Genomic DNA, 16,119 nt, shown 5'->3' on the forward strand with positions numbered 1-16,119 from the left:
CCCCCCATTTTCGCGCGTATACGCACGTACACACGTAAGGGACTTCCCAGACACCTATGCAACTGGTCATCGTCGAATCGCCCGCCAAGGCGAAGACAATCGAAAAATACCTCGGCAAGGACTTCAAGGTCCTGGCTTCCTACGGTCACGTCCGCGACCTGCCGCCCAAGGATGGCAGCGTGCGCCCGGACGAAGATTTCGCGATGGATTGGGAGCTGTACCGGGACAAGCAAAAGCGCTTCAAGGAAATCAGCGACGCGGCCAAGCAGGCGACGCGCCTCATTCTCGCGACTGACCCTGACCGCGAAGGGGAAGCCATCAGCTGGCACGTGCGCGAATTGCTGCAGAAGAAGAAGGCGCTGCCTGACAAGGTTGACCGGGTCACCTTCAATGCGATCACCAAGCAGGCTGTCACCAATGCGATGAAGGCCCCGCGCGAGCTCGATCAACCGCTGATCGATGCCTACCTCGCTCGCCGTGCGCTGGACTATCTTTACGGCTTCACCCTTTCTCCAGTGCTGTGGCGCCGCCTTCCCGGCGCAAAGAGTGCTGGGCGCGTGCAATCTGTCGCGCTGCGCATCATCGTCGACCGCGAGATTGAGATCGAACATTTCAAGGCTGAAGAATACTGGTCGATTGTCGCCAAGATGGAGCAGGATGGGACCGAATTCGATGCCCGCCTGGTCAAGTTCGACGGACAAAAACTCGGCAAGCTGACGCTCGGCAATGAAGGCAGCGCGATGGCCGCCAAGAAGGCGGTCGAGGATGCGCGCTTCACCATCGAGGATATCGAGACCAAACCGCTCAAACGCAATCCTGCGCCGCCGTTCACCACCTCGACCCTGCAACAGGAAGCGGCCCGCAAGCTCGGCTTTTCAGCCAGCCACACGATGCGCTGCGCCCAGTCGCTGTATGAGGCGGGTGCGATCACTTACATGCGTACCGACGGCGTCCAGATGGACGGCAGCGCAATCGACGCGTGCCGCAAAGCCATCGCCGACCGCTACGATGCGTATTATATCCCCGACAAGCCGCGCTTCTATTCGAGCAAGGCCAAGAATGCGCAGGAAGCTCACGAAGCGATCCGCCCCACCGATTTCACCCGGGACCGCGCCGGATCAGGCGATGAGGGCAAGCTTTACGACCTCATCTTCAAGCGAGCGATGGCCAGCCAGATGGCCTCCGCGCAGCTTGAGCGCACCACGGTCACCATGCGCGACGGCACCGGCCGGCATGAACTTCGCGCGACCGGCCAGGTCGTTAAATTCCCCGGCTTTTTCGCTGTATACCAGGAAGGCCGCGACGATAGCTCCGACGATGATGAGGACGGCCTGCTCCCCAACATGAGCAAGGGCGACACGCCTGCCAAGAAGCAGGTCGAAGCCAGCCAGCATTTCACCCAGCCGCCGCCGCGTTTTTCGGAAGCGAGCCTGGTGAAAAAGCTGGAAGAGCTCGGCATCGGCCGCCCCTCGACCTACGCCAGTACAATCCAGACGATCCGTGATCGTGAATATGTGCGGATGGAGAAAAACCGTTTCTTTGCAGAGGAATCGGGCCGTCTGCTGACGGCATTTCTCGAACGCTTCTTCGAGCGTTACGTGGCCTATGAATTCACTGCCGGCATGGAGGATGAACTCGATCAGGTTTCCGCTGGTGAAGAAGAATGGAAGGCGCTGCTCAAGGAATTCTGGAAGGACTTCAAGCCTAAGACCGAAGAGATCATGGAGAAGAAGCCCTCGGAAGTCACCGAGGTTCTGGACGAATTCCTGTCCGACTATCTCTTCCCCGAACGGGCCGACGGCAAGGACCCCCGCCATTGCCCGCTGTGCGAAACGGAAGGCCGCGATGGCGGCCGACTTGCCTTGCGCGGCGGACGGTTCGGCGCCTTTGTTGCCTGCGCCAATTACCCCGACTGCAAGTTCACCCGCCAGTTTGCCAAACCGGGCAGCGAAGGCGATGACGGCGGGCAGGATGCGGTTCTCGGCGAAGACCCGGAAACGGGCCTGCCGGTCGAACGCAAGACCGGCCGTTTCGGCCCCTACGTCCAATTGGGCGAGGGCAAGGAGGCCAAGCGCGCGAGCATACCCAAGGATCTCGACGATTTCGATCTGGAATGGGCGCTGAAGCTGCTCGCTTTGCCGCGCATTGTCGGCGCACATCCCGAAACCGGCAAGGAAATTGAAGCAGCCATCGGCCGTTATGGTCCGTATCTGCGCCATGACGGCAAGTACGCCAAGCTGACCAGCACCCGCGATGTGTTCGATACCGGCATGAATACGGCAGTCACGCTGCTGGCGGAGGCTGCCAACCGCAAGGGCGGCACGCGCGGGAAGGCCGAGCCGATCAAGACGCTGGGCGAACATCCGACCTCAGGCGGCGAGATCAAGGTCATGCCCGGCCGCTATGGTCCCTATGTCACCGATGGCACCACCAATGCCACGATCCCGAAGGACGTGAAGCCAGAGGACGTGACCGAAGAGCAGGCCATCGAGCTCATCAACGCTCGTGCTGCAAAGGGACCGGCCAAAAAGAAGGGAGCCAAGAAGAAGGCTCCGGCCAAGAAGAAGGCCGCGCCGAAGAAGAAGGCTGCAGCGAAAAAACCCGCTGCAAAGAAGCCCGCAGCCAAGAAGAAGGCCGAATAATGGCCAAGGAACGCTTCGAGCGGCACAAGCAGCCCTGGAAGGCCGAAGAGGCCGGTCAGTTGAGGTTGCTTGCGGGCAAGGGCAAGGGCCTGAAGGAAATTGCCAAAGCTATCGGCCGCAGCGAGGAATCGACCAAGGACTTCGCCAAGAAGAACAAGATCGAGATCATGAAGAAGCGGTAACGCTCAGGCGATCAGAGCCGCAAGTATCCTGCCACGAGGCTGGCTGACAGCGCAGCCATGCTGGCCGCCAGCGCAAGTGCGGCCGGACGCGCCTCGCGCTTGCCGTAGGCGAGTGTCACGCCCAGCTTAACCGCCATATTGGCCAGGATCGTGCCCGCGATGGCCAGTGCGGCCAGATCAGGTGAAATGGTACCCGGTCCAAGTCCGCCAGCAGTCACGATTGCGGCATCAACGTCCATGCTGCCCATCAGCAGCAGGAGGATGGCAATGCCTTGCTCCCCGAACTGGCTTTCGGCCCACCGCGCTGCGACGGCTGCGACGGCAACGAAGGTCACGAAGGTGAGGGCGGGCAAGAGCGCAATCGGATTGCCGGGAGGGGCTGGGCCGGTGCTCGACGGGGCATCGCGATAAAGCCAATATGCCGCCGCGAAGCCAGCAAGCAGGGCAGGCGTAACGATGGTCACGAAGGGGATCAGGAGGCTCGTCGCAAGGATAGCGACCAGCACGATAACGCGCAAGTACATTACGGCGCTTGCCAGGGCGATACCGGCATTTTCAGCGCCGGAACCTTCACCAGATCCGACCCGCTGGGCGAATGAGTGCGTGACTGCCGTTGAGCTGTAGGCTCCGCCGATGATTGCGGTTGCGATCGTTCCGCGGCGCGCACCGAACAAGCGGTTCGCGACATAGCCAGCGAAGGAAAAGCCGGTGACGATGACGACCACCAGCCACAGCGTGCGCGGTTCCCATGCCTCGTAAGGTCCGAAACGACCTTGCGGCAGGAACGGGAACACAGCCAAGGCGATAACGGCATAGCGCGCGAACGCCTTGATGTCGGCCTCCGCCAGTGAGCCAACCCAGCGATGTACCTCGTTGCGCAGGGCGAGCAGCAGGGTGACGACCGCCCCTCCAGCAACGGCGAGAGCAGGCTCACCGAAACCAGCGAGATAGCCCAACGCCAAAGCGACCAATGCCGCGATTGCGGATGTGGCATCGGGTTTCCCACTGGCCAACAGTGAGCGCGAATAGCCAATCGCCACAATGGCCGCGGCGCCGACAACGAGCGCACCTCCGGCCAGAATTTGGCCGAGGCTGCCAAGCACCCCAGCGAGACCGGCCAGCAAGGCGAGAAGGGTGAAGGTCCGGATGCCTGCAACGCGCTGGCCATCCTGTTCCGAGCGCAAGTTCCACCCGCGCTCCAGCCCCATCATCAATCCGATGGCAAGGGCTCCGCCGAGGTTTGGAAGCTGCGCTGTCCAGTCCATAGTCAGCCGTGGCTCACTTCACCCAGTCGAGGCCCATTTCCTCGAACATTTCCTTGTCATCGCTCCAGCGTTCGTCGGTCTTGACGTGCAGGAACAGATGGACTTTTTGACCTAGCAGTTCGGATAACTCCTCGCGCGCGGCCTGGCCGATTGCCTTGATACGGCTGCCGCCCTTGCCGAGCACGATCATGCGCTGGTTGTCGCGCATGACCACGATCTGCTGGTGAATTTCCACGCTGCCGTCTGGTCGTTGGATGTACTTTTCGGGACGCACCGCGCTGTCGTAGGGCAGTTCCTCGTGCAGCTGCTTGTAAAGCTGTTCGCGGGTGATTTCGGTTGCGAGCAGGCGTTCCGACGCATCGCTGACCTGGTCCTCAGGATACATCCACTCGGCCTCGGGCATCATCTTGGCAAGCGCGTCCTTCATTTCGGGCACACCGTCACCGGTCAGCGCGGAGATGAAATACACTTCCTCGAAATCCACCTGATCGCCAAGTTCCTGTGCCAAAGCCAGCAGGGGCTCTTTTTTCGCGCGGTCCACCTTGTTCAGAACGAGGATCTTGCGTTCAGGGCGCTTTGCAATCTGTTCAATCAGCGGCTCGAGCTCGTGGCGGCGCTGTTTGATCGGATCGACCAGCAGAAGCAGCGCGTCGGCAGCTTCAGCGCCTTCCCATGCCGCATTGACCATTGCACGGTCGAGGCGGCGTTTGGGGGCAAAAATGCCGGGTGTATCCACCAGGATCATCTGCGTTTCGCCGGAGGGGGCCGAATGCAGCGCGATGCCCATCATGCGGGCACGCGTGGTCTGTGCCTTGGCGCTTGTGATCGCGACCTTCTGGCCGACGAGCTGATTCACCAGCGTGGATTTGCCGGCGTTCGGCGCGCCCAGCACGGCCACCACGCCGCATCTGGTGTTGCTGGTTTCGGTCACGCGTATTTCTCCATAAATGCCTTTGCGGCGGCCTTCTCGGCTTCGCCTTTGCTGGCGGCGGTAGCTTCTGCTTCGCCGACCTTGTGAACTTTTACCCTGACCGTGAACCTGGCGGCATGGTCGGGTCCGCTGCGGTCGATGACGTCGTATTCGGGCGGTTTGCGCCGACTGCCGGCTGCCCATTCCTGCAACGCGCTCTTGGGATGCTTGCTTTCGCCTGCGCCGCCTTCGAGAGCGGGGCGCCACAGGAGCTGGACCAGCTCGCGCGCCTCGTCGAAACCGTTGTCGATGAACTGCGCACCTAGCAGCGATTCCATGACATCGCCCAGAATATTGTCGCTATCACGGCCACCATCCGCGCGCGCCTGGCGTGAAATGCGAATATGCTCCGACAGGTCGATGCCGCGCGCAATGGTTGCGCACATTTCGCGGCTGACGATAGCGTTGAGGCGCTGGGCCAGTTTGCCTTCGGGCGCGTCGCTCTGGTCGAAAAGCCACTGGGCAATCGACAGGCCCAGTACCCGGTCGCCAAGAAACTCCAAGCGTTCGTAATCGCGCTTCTCGCCCATGCTGCCATGCGTGAGGGCGGCTTGCCAAAGTGCCTCGTCACGAACGGTAAAGCCGGTTTTTTCGAGCCATTCGCGTGCTTCGGGTTCGAGCTGGCTCAAATGCTTTCTCCGATACGGTCCCACCGCGCCGCCGTGAACCATGTCCACGGCAACAGCCATTCGGCGCTTCCATCGGTCGACCACAGGACAAAGCCTGCACGTCCGACCAGCAATTCCTGATCGATGACGCCGACGCCTTGTCCGCCCACCGCAGGGAACCGGCTGTCGAGCGAATTATCGCGGTTGTCACCCATGACGAAGATTTTGCCTGCCGGAACGATAAACGGCGCAGTGTTGTCGGGATCCACCATGACCGGGCGACCGCTTGCGTCGACCAGCAATTGTCCACTGGCTGTCCGCAATGGCCGCGCACCGAAACTGCCGAAATCGATGGTCATGTAGCTTTTGCCCGAGGGCAGCGTTTCCTTGAACTGACGATACCGGCACAAATTGTCGATTATTTGGCCGCCGTCGCTGCGGCAGGCGGTATTCGTGCTCATTGGAATATCGACGTAGCCTGCATCTTCGCGCTGCACAGCCTGACCGTTGAGGATCAACTGGCCGTCCCGCACGGCAATGGTGTCGCCCGGAAGGCCGATGGCGCGTTTCACGTAGTCGGTCTTGTCGACCGGGTGCTTGAAAATCACGACGTCACCGCGTGCGGGCAAGCTGCCGAAAACGCGCTCTTTCGGGCCGGGGAGGCCCAGCGGCATCGAATTTTCATTGTAACCGTAAGGCCATTTGGCCGCTATCAGATAGTCCCCGATGCGCAGGCCCGGCAGCATGCTTTCGGAAGGAATCGTGAAAAAGCTGGCGACAAGCGTACGAAACAACAGCACGACAAGGACGAGCTTGAGGCAGAATTTCAGAAAGCTGCCCCAGCTTTCGTCTTCCTCTTTCGCACCGGTCACATTCGTATCCGCGCGGGTTTCGCTCTTTGCGGGGTTCTCAATCATCGCCGCATTCCCTAGTCGCACAAAGACCGTCACGAAAGGACTTTCGCCAAGCCATGACCAAGACTGCCGCAGACCTGTGGAACGAGCTTGAAAGCATACCTCAGCCAACGCTGCTTGAACTGTTCAGTTCGCAGCGCGATGGCGGTGAGGGCGTGGACGAACCGGGCGGCAAGGCGCGGGTCGAAATGCTCACTGGCCGACTCGAACTTGGTGCCGGGCGCGAAGACGATCCGATGGCACCGGGCGGCATCCTGTTTGACTGGTCCAAGACCCATCTGGACAGGGCTGTGCTGGGCAAGTTCGAAGAACTGGCCGATGCGATGAAATTCGGCGAACACCGGAGCAAACTTTTCGCGGGCGAGATTGTCAATCCGACCGAGGGCCGCGCCGCCGATCACACGACGCTGCGCGGTGTCGGCGACGCTGCAAAAGTCGAAGAGGCGGCGGCCCTTATCGACCGCATGGGAATGCTTGTCGAAGCCATCCACCAGGGCGCGTTCGGCGAAATTGCCCACCTCATCCACATCGGTATCGGCGGCAGCGCGCTTGGACCGGCGCTGGGTGTGGATGCGCTCAGCCGGGACCTGTCGCTCTGCGATGTGCACGTCGTCTCGAACATCGACGGCGCGGCACTGGAAGCCGCCTTTGCCAAATGCGATCCGGCCAAGACCTTGATTGCGGTCGCCAGCAAGACATTCACCACGATCGAGACCATGACCAATGCGGAAAGCGCGCTGAAGTGGCTCGCCGACAACGACGTCGATGATCCTTCGGGCCGCGTAATTGCGCTGACTGCCAATCCCCAAGGCGCGGTGGATTGGGGCGTCGACGAGACCCGCATTCTGCCGTTTCAGGAAAGTGTCGGCGGCCGGTACTCCATCTGGTCGTCGATCGGATTTCCTATCGCGATGGCGGTGGGGATGGAAGATTTCCGCGAAATGCTGGCGGGCGCTGCTGCGATCGACGTGCATTTCCGTGACACGGATGGACGCGGCAATCTGGTCCTGCGCGCTGCCTTCTCGGACCTGTATTATTCGCGGGTTCGTAAATGCGAGACACGTGCCGTGTTCGCCTATGACGAGCGGCTGGGCCTGTTTCCCGACTACCTCCAGCAGCTGGAGATGGAGAGCAATGGCAAGCGCGTTACGGCAGACATGCAGCCGGTCGATGGGCCGACCGCGCCCATTACCTGGGGCGGTGTCGGTACTGACGCGCAGCACGCTGTGTTCCAGCTGCTCCATCAGGGCACCCACCTGATCCCGGTCGATTTCATCGCGAGTATTGCGCCGGGCGATGATCTCGACCCTGCGCACCATCGGATCCTGCTTATGAACTGCTTTGCCCAGGGCGCGGCGTTGATGGCAGGCAAGAAGGGCAAGGACCCTGCGCGCAATTATCCGGGGGACCGTCCTTCCGCGACGATTTTGTGTGACGATCTGGATTCCGCCACTCTAGGGGCGTTGATCGCGTTCCACGAGCATCGCACCTTCGCCAATGCGGTACTGATGGGCATCAATCCATTCGACCAGTTCGGTGTCGAACTTGGTAAGCAGATGGCCAATGCCATCGAAGAAGGCGGGAATGAATTTGACGCCAGCACCGAAGGTCTTCTGGCTGCTGCGGGGCTAAACGAATGACCGAGACAATTCTGCTTTTATTGGCCGGGCTCGCCTTGCTGATGGTCGGCGGCGAGCTGCTCGTGCGCGGCGCTTCGCGCCTGGCTGAAGAGCTTGGTCTTTCGCCAATGCTGGTCGGTCTCGTGATCGTGGGGCTGGGCACATCGACACCCGAACTCGCGGCCAGCGTGCAGGCCGCGCTCGCCGGTTCGCCGGGGATCGCGATCGGAAATATCGTCGGGTCCAACCTTGCCAATACGCTTCTGATCTTGGGTGCAGCCGCCCTGATCGCTCCGATTACGGTGCGCGGAAGCGTGCTATGGCGTGACGGGATGGTGGGCTTGCTCGGGGTCGCGGTGCTGCTTGCTGCGGGCAATTCGATCGGCCTTGGCCGAGGTGCAGGTTTCGGGTTCCTGGCAATCCTCATCGCATATCTGGCGTTTGCCTATCATCAGGAGAAGACCGGTCATTCGCCGCAGGCTGCCAGCCAGCGCACGGCAGCGGCTGAACATGTGGACCCCGGCCTGCACGGCCATCCAGACGAAGATCGCACAGGCATCCTCAAGGCGGTCATATTCTTCCTGATCGGTATCGGCGTCATCGTGGCGGGCGGTACTATTCTTGTCGATGCGGCCATCGAAATCGCCGAGGATCTCGGCGTATCCGATACGGTTATCGGCCTGACCGTGGTTGCTGCCGGAACCTCTGCGCCCGAACTTGCCACCACCGTGGTCGCGGCATTCCGCAAGGAAAGCGATATTGCGCTCGGCAACGTGCTTGGCTCGAACATCTACAATATCTTCTTCATCGGCGGGATCACCGGGTTGGTCGCGCCGGGACCGATCCCCGATAGCGTGTTGACCGTGGATCTGTGGATCCTGTTCGCGGCGGCGAGCGCGGCGATCGTATTTTCCTGGACTGGCGGCCGCCTAGGCAGACGCGAGGGTGCCGTGTTGATGGCGGCCTACGCCGGCTTCTTAATCTACACAGTGGGCGCACTTTAAAACGGGCGCTCATTGACTTTTCGGCCGGTTGCGCCCACATGCCGGCCATCGAAGCGCGCTAGCCAGCGTGAAGCGGCGATGCGAACACAACGCATTGCCCCAGCCGCGCCTCGGTCTTTTTCCCAAAGACTTCCCTTTTCACGCGGGTCGTTTGACACCCGCGCCGCGCGACAAATTCGTCTGCGCGCCGCATGCTATGCGAGTTTTCATGACACAATTTTCAGACCTCGGGCTTTCGCAGCCCGTGCTTCAAGCGCTTGACCTCAAGGGCTACACCGAACCCACTCCCATTCAGGCGCAGGCTATCCCGCCAGTGCTCTCGGGGCGCGACCTCATGGGTATCGCGCAGACCGGTACCGGCAAGACCGCAGCTTTCATGCTGCCCAGCATCGACCGCCTCCGTGAGGCCGAAAACCAGACTCCGTTTAAGTCCTGCCGTATGCTGGTGCTTGCACCGACGCGCGAACTGGCTGGCCAGATCGCCGAAAGCGCCAAGGATTACGGCCAATTGGCAGGCCTGAAGGTCCACTCGATCGTCGGCGGCACGTCCGTCAACAAGGACCGCAACAAGCTGCACCGCGGCACCGACATCCTCGTCGCGACGCCCGGCCGCCTGCTCGACCTGATCGACCAGAAGGCGTTCACGCTGGACAAGGTTGAGATCCTCGTTCTCGACGAAGCGGACCAGATGCTCGACCTCGGCTTCATCCACGCTCTGCGCCGGATCAGCCAGCTCGTGCCGGAACAGCGCCAGACGCTGTTCTTCAGCGCCACCATGCCGAGCCAGATCAAGGAACTTGTCGGCAAATATTGCCGCAATCCTGTGACTGTCAGCGTCACGCCCGAAAGCTCGACCGCTGAACGCATCGACCAGTATCTCTTCATGGTACAGCAGGACGAGAAGCAAACGTTGCTCGAAATGATGCTGTCCGAACGCCATCAGGTTCCGGGCAAGTTCGAACGCGTGCTGATCTTCGCGCGTACGAAGCACGGCTGCGACCGTGTCGTGAAGAAGCTTGCTCAAGTCGGTATCCCGGCCAATGCCATCCATGGTAACAAGAGCCAGCCCCAGCGCGAGCGGGCCCTGAACGAATTCAAGCGGGCCAAGACACCGATCCTGATCGCCACGGATGTCGCCGCGCGCGGGATCGACATTCCGGGCGTCAGCCACGTCATCAATTACGAACTGCCCAATGTGCCGGAACAGTATGTTCACCGCATTGGCCGTACCGCACGCGCAGGCCGCGACGGTGTGGCCATCGCATTCTGCGCCGAGGACGAACGCGATTATCTCAAGGATATTCGCAAGAAAACCGACGCGGAATTCGAACGTCTGCCGCTGCCCGACAATTTCCGAGCAGTCGTGGAAGGCGTCGGCCCGACCAAGCGCGCAGCGCCGGGCCAGCGCATGGCCAAGCCCAAGGTGCGCCCCACCGGCGGCGCAGCGAAGAAGCCCAAGCCCAAGAACAAGCACCCCAACCGTGCAGGCGCACCCAATCGCGATGGCGCGAGCGGCGGCGGGCAGGCGCGTGGCGGACGTCCCGGCGGCAATCGCCGCCGGAGGTCGGGTGCCAGTCGCACGGCATAAAAGATGAAATGCTGGATAGTGCGGAGCCGCCGGTGCATATACGCCGGCGGTCCCCCAGCCCTACGAAAGTAGTTCAATGGAATCCGACATGAAGCCGGTTGTTTCGCCCATCAACAGGATCCAGCACAATCTGGTTGCTCGTGTCGAGCGGCGTGCATTGGACTGGCTATGTGCTCATCTGCCGCGTCAAATTTCCCCCGACATGCTGACCGCATTCGGGATGTTCGGCGCTGTGCTCGTATTTGCTGGTTACATTGGCAGCAATGCTGACCGGGACTGGTTGTGGCTGGTTGTTGCAGGCTACATTGTTCATTGGTTCGGAGATTCACTCGACGGCAGTGTGGCGCGCTTTCGCAAGATCGAACGGCCACGTTACGGCTACTTCCTCGATCACAGCTGCGACGGGTTTGCGACCACACTGCTTGTGGTGGGAATTGGCCTGACGCCCTATGTTTTGCTCGAGGTCGCGCTTGTCGCTTTGGCAGGGTATCTGCTCATGTCCATCCATGCCTTCCTGTCAGTCAAAGTGATGGGTGAACTGCGTCTGTCCTATATGAATGCCGGGCCAACCGAGCTCCGGCTGGTCCTGATCGCGCTGACGATGTCCATGTATTTTGTCGGTCATGAAGCGCCGGTAGTCGGGTATCTCAATCCTTTCGATTTGTTCGTTGGCGGAGTTGGCCTGCTTTTGATTGTGCTATTTGCGGTGCAAACTGCACAAGTCGCAAGACGTCTCGCGGCGGAGGAGCCTCCGCTTAACTAGGACGCGTTCGTAACTGCGCGCTTGGCAAACGCCTATCGGATAGCGATATCGCCCCCTCACGCTGACAGGAGCGCCGCATGGCCGAGACCGATTACGACTTTGACCTTTTCACTATCGGTGCTGGCTCGGGTGGCGTTCGCGCCAGCCGGGTCTCGGCTGCTCATGGGGCCAGGGTCGCGATTGCGGAGGAGCACCGCGTAGGCGGCACCTGCGTCATCCGCGGCTGCGTGCCGAAAAAGATGCTCGTCTACGGCGCGCATTTTGCCGAAGATCTCGAGGACTGCCAGAAGTTCGGGTGGGAAATCGAAGGCAAGAGCTTCGACTGGAAGAAACTGCGCGACAATGTGCTGGCCGACGTCGACCGGCTCGAAGGCGCCTATACCGAGACGTTGGAAAACCACGACGTCACGATCTTTCACGAGCGGGCCGAGATAACCGGGCCGCACGAGATCACTCTGGCCAGCGGCAAGAAGGTCACTGCAAAGCACATCCTTATCGCCACCGGCGCGCGTCCGCGGATGCCCGAATGCCAGGGTGCAGAGCACGCGATCAGCTCGAACGAGGCATTCCATCTCGATGAGCTTCCGAAGAAGATCATTATCGCAGGCGGCGGATATATCGCCAACGAATTTGCCGGTATTTTCAACGAATTCGGCTGCAAGGTCGATATCGTCAATCGCGGCGATACCTTGCTGCGTAGCTATGACGAGGCGGTGCGCGACCGCTTGCTGCAGATTTCGATCATGAAGGGGATCAACTTCCGCTTCAACACGACCTTCGAATACATCAAGCCGTGCGAAGACGGCGGATATTTCGTGAAGCTTTCCGACGGCGAGGAAGAACATGCCGACCTCGTCATGTTTGCGGTTGGACGTCTTCCCAACACCGAAGGTCTCGGCCTCGAGAATGCGGGCGTCGAACTGGGCGACAATGGCGAGATCAAGGTCGACAAGTTCAGCAAGACGAGCGCCGATCACATTTATGCCGTTGGCGATGTGACCGACCGCGTCCAGCTTACCCCCGTTGCCATTCGCGAAGGCCAGGCCTTTGCCGATACAGTCTTCGGCGGCTGCGATCCGATTGCCGTGGATCATAGCTGCATTCCCAGCGCAGTATTCAGCCACCCGCCCATCGCGGCAGTCGGCATGACCGAGGGCGAAGCGAAGAACAAGCTCGGCAGCGTCAAGGTTTATCTGTCCGATTTCCGTCCCATGAAGAACGTCCTTGCAGGCCGCAACGAACGCAGCCTCATGAAGATGATCTGCGACGGAGACAGCGGCAAGATTGTCGGCATCCACATGATCGCGCCCGAAGCCCCGGAGATGATGCAGGCGGCAGCAATCGCGGTGAAGGCAGGGCTGACCAAAGCAGACTTCGATGCAACCACCGCCATCCATCCGACGATGGCGGAAGAACTGGTCCTGATGCGTTAGTCGAGGCGGGCAGGCGAAAGCGCGCCCGCTTCCACACCCACGGCGCGCAATTCTTCGGGCCAGTCGGTACCTGCAGCGATCGCTTCCGCAGCGAGGGCGAGCGCGGGCGAGGTTTGCAGACCGAACCCGCCCTGTCCGGCCAGCCAGAAAAAGTCAGGAGCGGCGGCGTCAAAGCCGACAACCGGTTCCCGGTCCGGTGCGAAGCTTCTCAGGCCTGCCCACTTACTCGCTATGCGCGGTACCGTGAGGGTTGTCGCTTGTTCGATCCGCCAGGCGGTGAGGGCCACGTCCTCTTCTCCAGGCTGCGCATCACAGGGGGCACTAGGGTGCTCGTCCATCGGGCATGCGAGCAGGCGGCTCGTGCCTTCAGCCTCGATATAGAAGCCTGGACCGGCAGTCTTGGTGAAGGGCCAGGCACGCATATCGTGCTGGCCAACCACATCGAAAGTGATGACGGTCCGGTGAAGCGGCGCGATGCCGATCGGTGCGACCGAAGCCAAGCGGGCAATTTCATCGACCCACGCACCTGCCGCATTGATGACGACTTTGGCCGAATAACTCGCCGAAGGGGTGTCGACAATCCAGCGGCCAGCTTGCCTGGAGAGCCCTTTTATCGGTGAACGCAGGGCGATTTCCCCGCCAGCGGAAATGATCGATTTGCGGTGCGTCTCCAGCATCGCGTGGGCATCGAGTTTGCGCGCGTCCTTATCGAGCAAGCCGCCGACCACTCCACCTTTTCCGGTGCGTAAGATCGGCACCATTCCTTGTACCTCATCTGCACTCAACCGCTCGAGGCGGGGCGCCCATTCCCGGTAATCTGAAGCGAGGGAGTTCAGCTTGCGCTCTTGGCCATCAAGGGCGATGAAAAGCGCCGGATGGAACCGGGCGGCAGTGCGGCCGAACAACGGCAGGCTTGCTGCGGTGAGCGCACGGACCAGTCGGGAATCCATATCGAAATGCGCAAATGCGGCGCTTCGCCCCGAAGCATGGAAGCCGCAAGCTTCCTCTGTCTCGCACACCAGGACCGAACCGCGCCGAGCGAGCCGGTTGGCGGCGGAAAGTCCGGCGATACCGGCGCCGATCACCACGAAATCGATCTTGCGCATCGTCACTACGTTGCCCTTTGCAACCCTTCGCCCTAGGTTCGCGCCGAGGGAGAAAGCGGATGACAGGCACAGTACTCGTAACCGGCGGCACAGGCTATATTGCCGGTGAACTCATCCGACAGCTTTTGGCAAAGGGCTGGAACGTCCATACGACTGTGCGCAACAAGGCGAAAAGCGAGGCTCGCCTGCGCGACCTGTTCGGTGACCCTGGCGATGACCGGCTGAAAGTTTTTGAAGCGGACCTGATGAGCGACGATGGCTGGGCAGACGCGGTGGCTGGCTGCACGCATGTCGCCCATGTCGCTTCGCCGATCGCGACTTCCACACCCAAGGACGAAAACGACATGATCGTCCCCGCGCGTGAAGGCACGCTGCGGGCGCTGCGTTTCGCCAAGAATGCGGGCGTAAAGAGGTTCGTGCAGACGAGTTCCATGGCAGCCGTCGCCTATGGTCGCGCTGAGAAAGTCTATACCGTCGATGAGAGCGACTGGACGGACATCACGCATCCGGACATCTATCCTTACGTCAAATCCAAGACCATTTCCGAACGCGCCGCCCGCGACTGGATCGCAGCGGAGGGCGGCGACATGGAATTTGTCTCGGTCAATCCGGCCATGGTGCTCGGCCCTGTGGACGATGCCGACTTTTCGCCTTCTGTCGAAGCTGTGAAGCAGGTGCTTAGCGGCGAAATGCCGATGGCGCCCGACTTGGGTTTTGCCATTGTGGACACACGCGATGTCGCGGATCTGCATGTCCGCTGCCTGGAAGAGCCTGGTCTTGCGAATGAGCGTTTTCTTGCCGCGGGCAAGTTCATGAAGATCATCGAGATCGCCGACATTCTTAGGCAGCGTTTGCCAGCAGACAAAACCCGCAAGGTACCGAAACGCGTGATGCCGAACTGGATGGTATCCGTCCTCGCGCTGTTCAATCCCGGCGTCGCATCGATCAAGAACGAGGTGGGCAAGACCAGAAACGTCGATGCCAGCCACGCCAGAGACCGGCTGGGCTGGGAAACGCGTGCTGCCGAAGAAAGCATTGTGGACTGTGCCAACAGCCTGATCGAACACGGCGTCGTTAAAGTTTGAACCGTCCCGCTGCGGAATGGTTTGCGTCTGCGTGTTGCCAGCGCGCCTGTCGGTAGTCAGAACACCATCAAACGAATCGCCTTAGGGGTTTTCGATGAACGTATTGGCTTCGCGCGGACAGTTGCGCGCAAGTTTCATTCGCTGGGCACTTTTCACTGTGCCGCTGTGCGTCCTGCTCGGCTTTCTTGCCGGGCAGCTTGGCGGGCCTGACAGCTTCTGGTTCCGCTCGCTTGAAAAGCCCGGCATTTACCCGCCGCCAGCGGCATTCGGCATCGTCTGGACGATTCTGTATGTGATGATTGGTTTGGCGGTCGCGCTGATCTGCGCCGCATGGGGTGCCCGGGGCCGGGGTGCGGCGCTCACCGCATTTGCTATCCATTTCCTGCTCAATCTGGCGTGGACGCCGGTGTTTTTCGGCATGAAGGAACTTACCTGGGCACTGGTGCTGCTGGTCGTGATCGACATCACGCTGGTGATCGTGATCGCGCTGTTCTGGAAAGTGCGCCGCCTCGCCGGAATGCTGCTGCTTCCGTATCTCGCATGGGTGCTGTTCGCGACAGCGCTGAACTGGCAATTCCTCGAGCTTAATCCGGACGCTGATGGCGGAACGCCGGCAGGTATGTCCGAACGTGTGCGCATCGGCAATTGAAGCCGGAGCCGAACGCTCCTAGATAGCAGTCATGCAAAGCCAGAACCCGCTCATCGCCGATTTTGTGAAACTCGCCAATTCGGCTGCCGGAACATTCGCGGGCATGACCCGTGAAGCGCGCGAAACCGCGCGTGAACGCGCCAAGGAAGCGTTTGGCGGCATGGATTTCGTCACCCGCGAAGAATTCGACGCGGTGAAGGCCATGGCCAGCAAGGCACGTGAAGAATGCGACAATTTGGCCGACCGCATCACCGCCCTCGAAGCCAAGCACAAGTGACGCTCACCCCCGCC

15 protein-coding genes are annotated in these 16,119 nt (G+C 60.9%); 10 read left to right on the forward strand and 5 right to left on the reverse strand.

The window, feature by feature from the left end:
- Positions 1-56 precede the first annotated feature (56 nt).
- The gene (gene topA / locus K3166_RS04245) at positions 57-2,642 is read left to right on the forward strand and encodes a type I DNA topoisomerase (protein ID WP_221423442.1); all 2,586 of its coding nucleotides are present in this window, start codon (positions 57-59) and stop codon (positions 2,640-2,642) included.
- Positions 2,642-2,824 (forward strand): hypothetical protein, encoded by a 183-nt coding sequence (locus K3166_RS04250; RefSeq protein ID WP_221423443.1) that lies wholly within the window; start codon positions 2,642-2,644, stop codon positions 2,822-2,824. The genes topA and K3166_RS04250 overlap by 1 nt, the downstream gene beginning before the upstream one ends.
- A gap of 11 nt (positions 2,825-2,835) precedes the next feature.
- On the opposite strand, the gene K3166_RS04255 is transcribed toward K3166_RS04250, so the two are convergent.
- Genes K3166_RS04255 through lepB form a run of 4 tightly spaced genes read right to left on the reverse strand, consistent with a single transcriptional unit; the run spans position 2,836 to position 6,584 of the window.
- Positions 2,836-4,089, reverse strand: a complete 1,254-nt coding sequence (locus K3166_RS04255) for an MgtC/SapB family protein (protein WP_221423444.1) — start codon at positions 4,087-4,089, stop codon at positions 2,836-2,838.
- Between the two features lie 13 nt (positions 4,090-4,102).
- Entirely contained in the window at positions 4,103-5,020 is a 918-nt protein-coding gene (gene era / locus K3166_RS04260) for a GTPase Era (RefSeq protein ID WP_221423445.1), read from the reverse strand.
- Positions 5,017-5,688, reverse strand: a complete 672-nt coding sequence (rnc, locus tag K3166_RS04265; RefSeq protein ID WP_247714727.1) for a ribonuclease III — start codon at positions 5,686-5,688, stop codon at positions 5,017-5,019. The genes era and rnc overlap by 4 nt, the downstream gene beginning before the upstream one ends.
- Positions 5,685-6,584, reverse strand: a complete 900-nt coding sequence (gene lepB, locus K3166_RS04270; protein WP_221423446.1) for a signal peptidase I — start codon at positions 6,582-6,584, stop codon at positions 5,685-5,687. Before lepB ends, rnc begins: the two co-directional genes overlap by 4 nt.
- Positions 6,585-6,637: 53 nt before the next feature.
- Between lepB and pgi the strand changes: the two genes are divergently transcribed.
- From pgi to gorA, 5 genes are all read left to right on the forward strand, one after another.
- On the forward strand, positions 6,638-8,221 hold the full coding sequence (gene pgi, locus K3166_RS04275; RefSeq protein ID WP_221423447.1) for a glucose-6-phosphate isomerase: 1,584 nt from the start codon (positions 6,638-6,640) through the stop codon (positions 8,219-8,221).
- Positions 8,218-9,204: a calcium/sodium antiporter gene (locus tag K3166_RS04280; protein ID WP_221423448.1), complete on the forward strand. Its 987-nt coding sequence runs from the start codon at positions 8,218-8,220 to the stop codon at positions 9,202-9,204. Before pgi ends, K3166_RS04280 begins: the two co-directional genes overlap by 4 nt.
- A gap of 208 nt (positions 9,205-9,412) precedes the next feature.
- Entirely contained in the window at positions 9,413-10,792 is a 1,380-nt protein-coding gene (locus tag K3166_RS04285; RefSeq protein WP_221423449.1) for a DEAD/DEAH box helicase, read from the forward strand.
- An 88-nt stretch (positions 10,793-10,880) separates the two neighbouring features.
- The gene (locus K3166_RS04290; protein WP_247714728.1) at positions 10,881-11,555 is read left to right on the forward strand and encodes a CDP-alcohol phosphatidyltransferase family protein; all 675 of its coding nucleotides are present in this window, start codon (positions 10,881-10,883) and stop codon (positions 11,553-11,555) included.
- Positions 11,556-11,632: 77 nt separating this feature from the next.
- Entirely contained in the window at positions 11,633-12,988 is a 1,356-nt protein-coding gene (gorA, locus tag K3166_RS04295; RefSeq protein ID WP_221423451.1) for a glutathione-disulfide reductase, read from the forward strand.
- Here gorA and K3166_RS04300 read toward each other — a convergent pair.
- Complete coding sequence (locus tag K3166_RS04300; protein ID WP_247714774.1) at positions 12,985-14,094, reverse strand: NAD(P)/FAD-dependent oxidoreductase; 1,110 nt, start codon at positions 14,092-14,094, stop codon at positions 12,985-12,987. The two genes, gorA and K3166_RS04300, sit on opposite strands and share 4 nt — an antisense overlap.
- Before the next feature lie 59 nt (positions 14,095-14,153).
- Between K3166_RS04300 and K3166_RS04305 the strand changes: the two genes are divergently transcribed.
- The 3 genes from K3166_RS04305 to K3166_RS04315 all read left to right on the forward strand — a co-directional run bounded on the left by K3166_RS04305 (position 14,154) and on the right by K3166_RS04315 (position 16,105).
- Positions 14,154-15,179 (forward strand): NAD-dependent epimerase/dehydratase family protein, encoded by a 1,026-nt coding sequence (locus K3166_RS04305; RefSeq protein ID WP_221423453.1) that lies wholly within the window; start codon positions 14,154-14,156, stop codon positions 15,177-15,179.
- Positions 15,180-15,273: 94 nt separating this feature from the next.
- Positions 15,274-15,828 carry a TspO/MBR family protein gene (locus K3166_RS04310; RefSeq protein ID WP_221423454.1) on the forward strand — a complete coding sequence of 185 codons (555 nt, stop codon included), beginning with the start codon at positions 15,274-15,276 and terminating at the stop codon, positions 15,826-15,828.
- A 31-nt stretch (positions 15,829-15,859) separates the two neighbouring features.
- On the forward strand, positions 15,860-16,105 hold the full coding sequence (locus K3166_RS04315) for an accessory factor UbiK family protein (protein WP_221423455.1): 246 nt from the start codon (positions 15,860-15,862) through the stop codon (positions 16,103-16,105).
- The last annotated feature ends 14 nt before the right edge of the window (positions 16,106-16,119 follow it).

The organism is Qipengyuania psychrotolerans, assembly GCF_019711355.1.
GTDB lineage: Bacteria > Pseudomonadota > Alphaproteobacteria > Sphingomonadales > Sphingomonadaceae > Qipengyuania > Qipengyuania psychrotolerans.

Coding starts and splice junctions, on each gene's coding strand:
- gorA (WP_221423451.1), top strand. CDS start 11,633: ATGGCCGAGACCGATTACGACTTTGACCTTTTCACTATCGGTGCTGGC.
- K3166_RS04300 (WP_247714774.1), bottom strand. CDS start 14,094: ATGCGCAAGATCGATTTCGTGGTGATCGGCGCCGGTATCGCCGGACTT.
- K3166_RS04255 (WP_221423444.1), bottom strand. CDS start 4,089: ATGGACTGGACAGCGCAGCTTCCAAACCTCGGCGGAGCCCTTGCCATC.
- K3166_RS04250 (WP_221423443.1), top strand. CDS start 2,642: ATGGCCAAGGAACGCTTCGAGCGGCACAAGCAGCCCTGGAAGGCCGAA.
- K3166_RS04310 (WP_221423454.1), top strand. CDS start 15,274: ATGAACGTATTGGCTTCGCGCGGACAGTTGCGCGCAAGTTTCATTCGC.
- K3166_RS04285 (WP_221423449.1), top strand. CDS start 9,413: ATGACACAATTTTCAGACCTCGGGCTTTCGCAGCCCGTGCTTCAAGCG.
- K3166_RS04290 (WP_247714728.1), top strand. CDS start 10,881: ATGAAGCCGGTTGTTTCGCCCATCAACAGGATCCAGCACAATCTGGTT.
- topA (WP_221423442.1), top strand. CDS start 57: ATGCAACTGGTCATCGTCGAATCGCCCGCCAAGGCGAAGACAATCGAA.
- K3166_RS04315 (WP_221423455.1), top strand. CDS start 15,860: ATGCAAAGCCAGAACCCGCTCATCGCCGATTTTGTGAAACTCGCCAAT.
- lepB (WP_221423446.1), bottom strand. CDS start 6,584: ATGATTGAGAACCCCGCAAAGAGCGAAACCCGCGCGGATACGAATGTG.
- K3166_RS04305 (WP_221423453.1), top strand. CDS start 14,154: ATGACAGGCACAGTACTCGTAACCGGCGGCACAGGCTATATTGCCGGT.
- K3166_RS04280 (WP_221423448.1), top strand. CDS start 8,218: ATGACCGAGACAATTCTGCTTTTATTGGCCGGGCTCGCCTTGCTGATG.
- pgi (WP_221423447.1), top strand. CDS start 6,638: ATGACCAAGACTGCCGCAGACCTGTGGAACGAGCTTGAAAGCATACCT.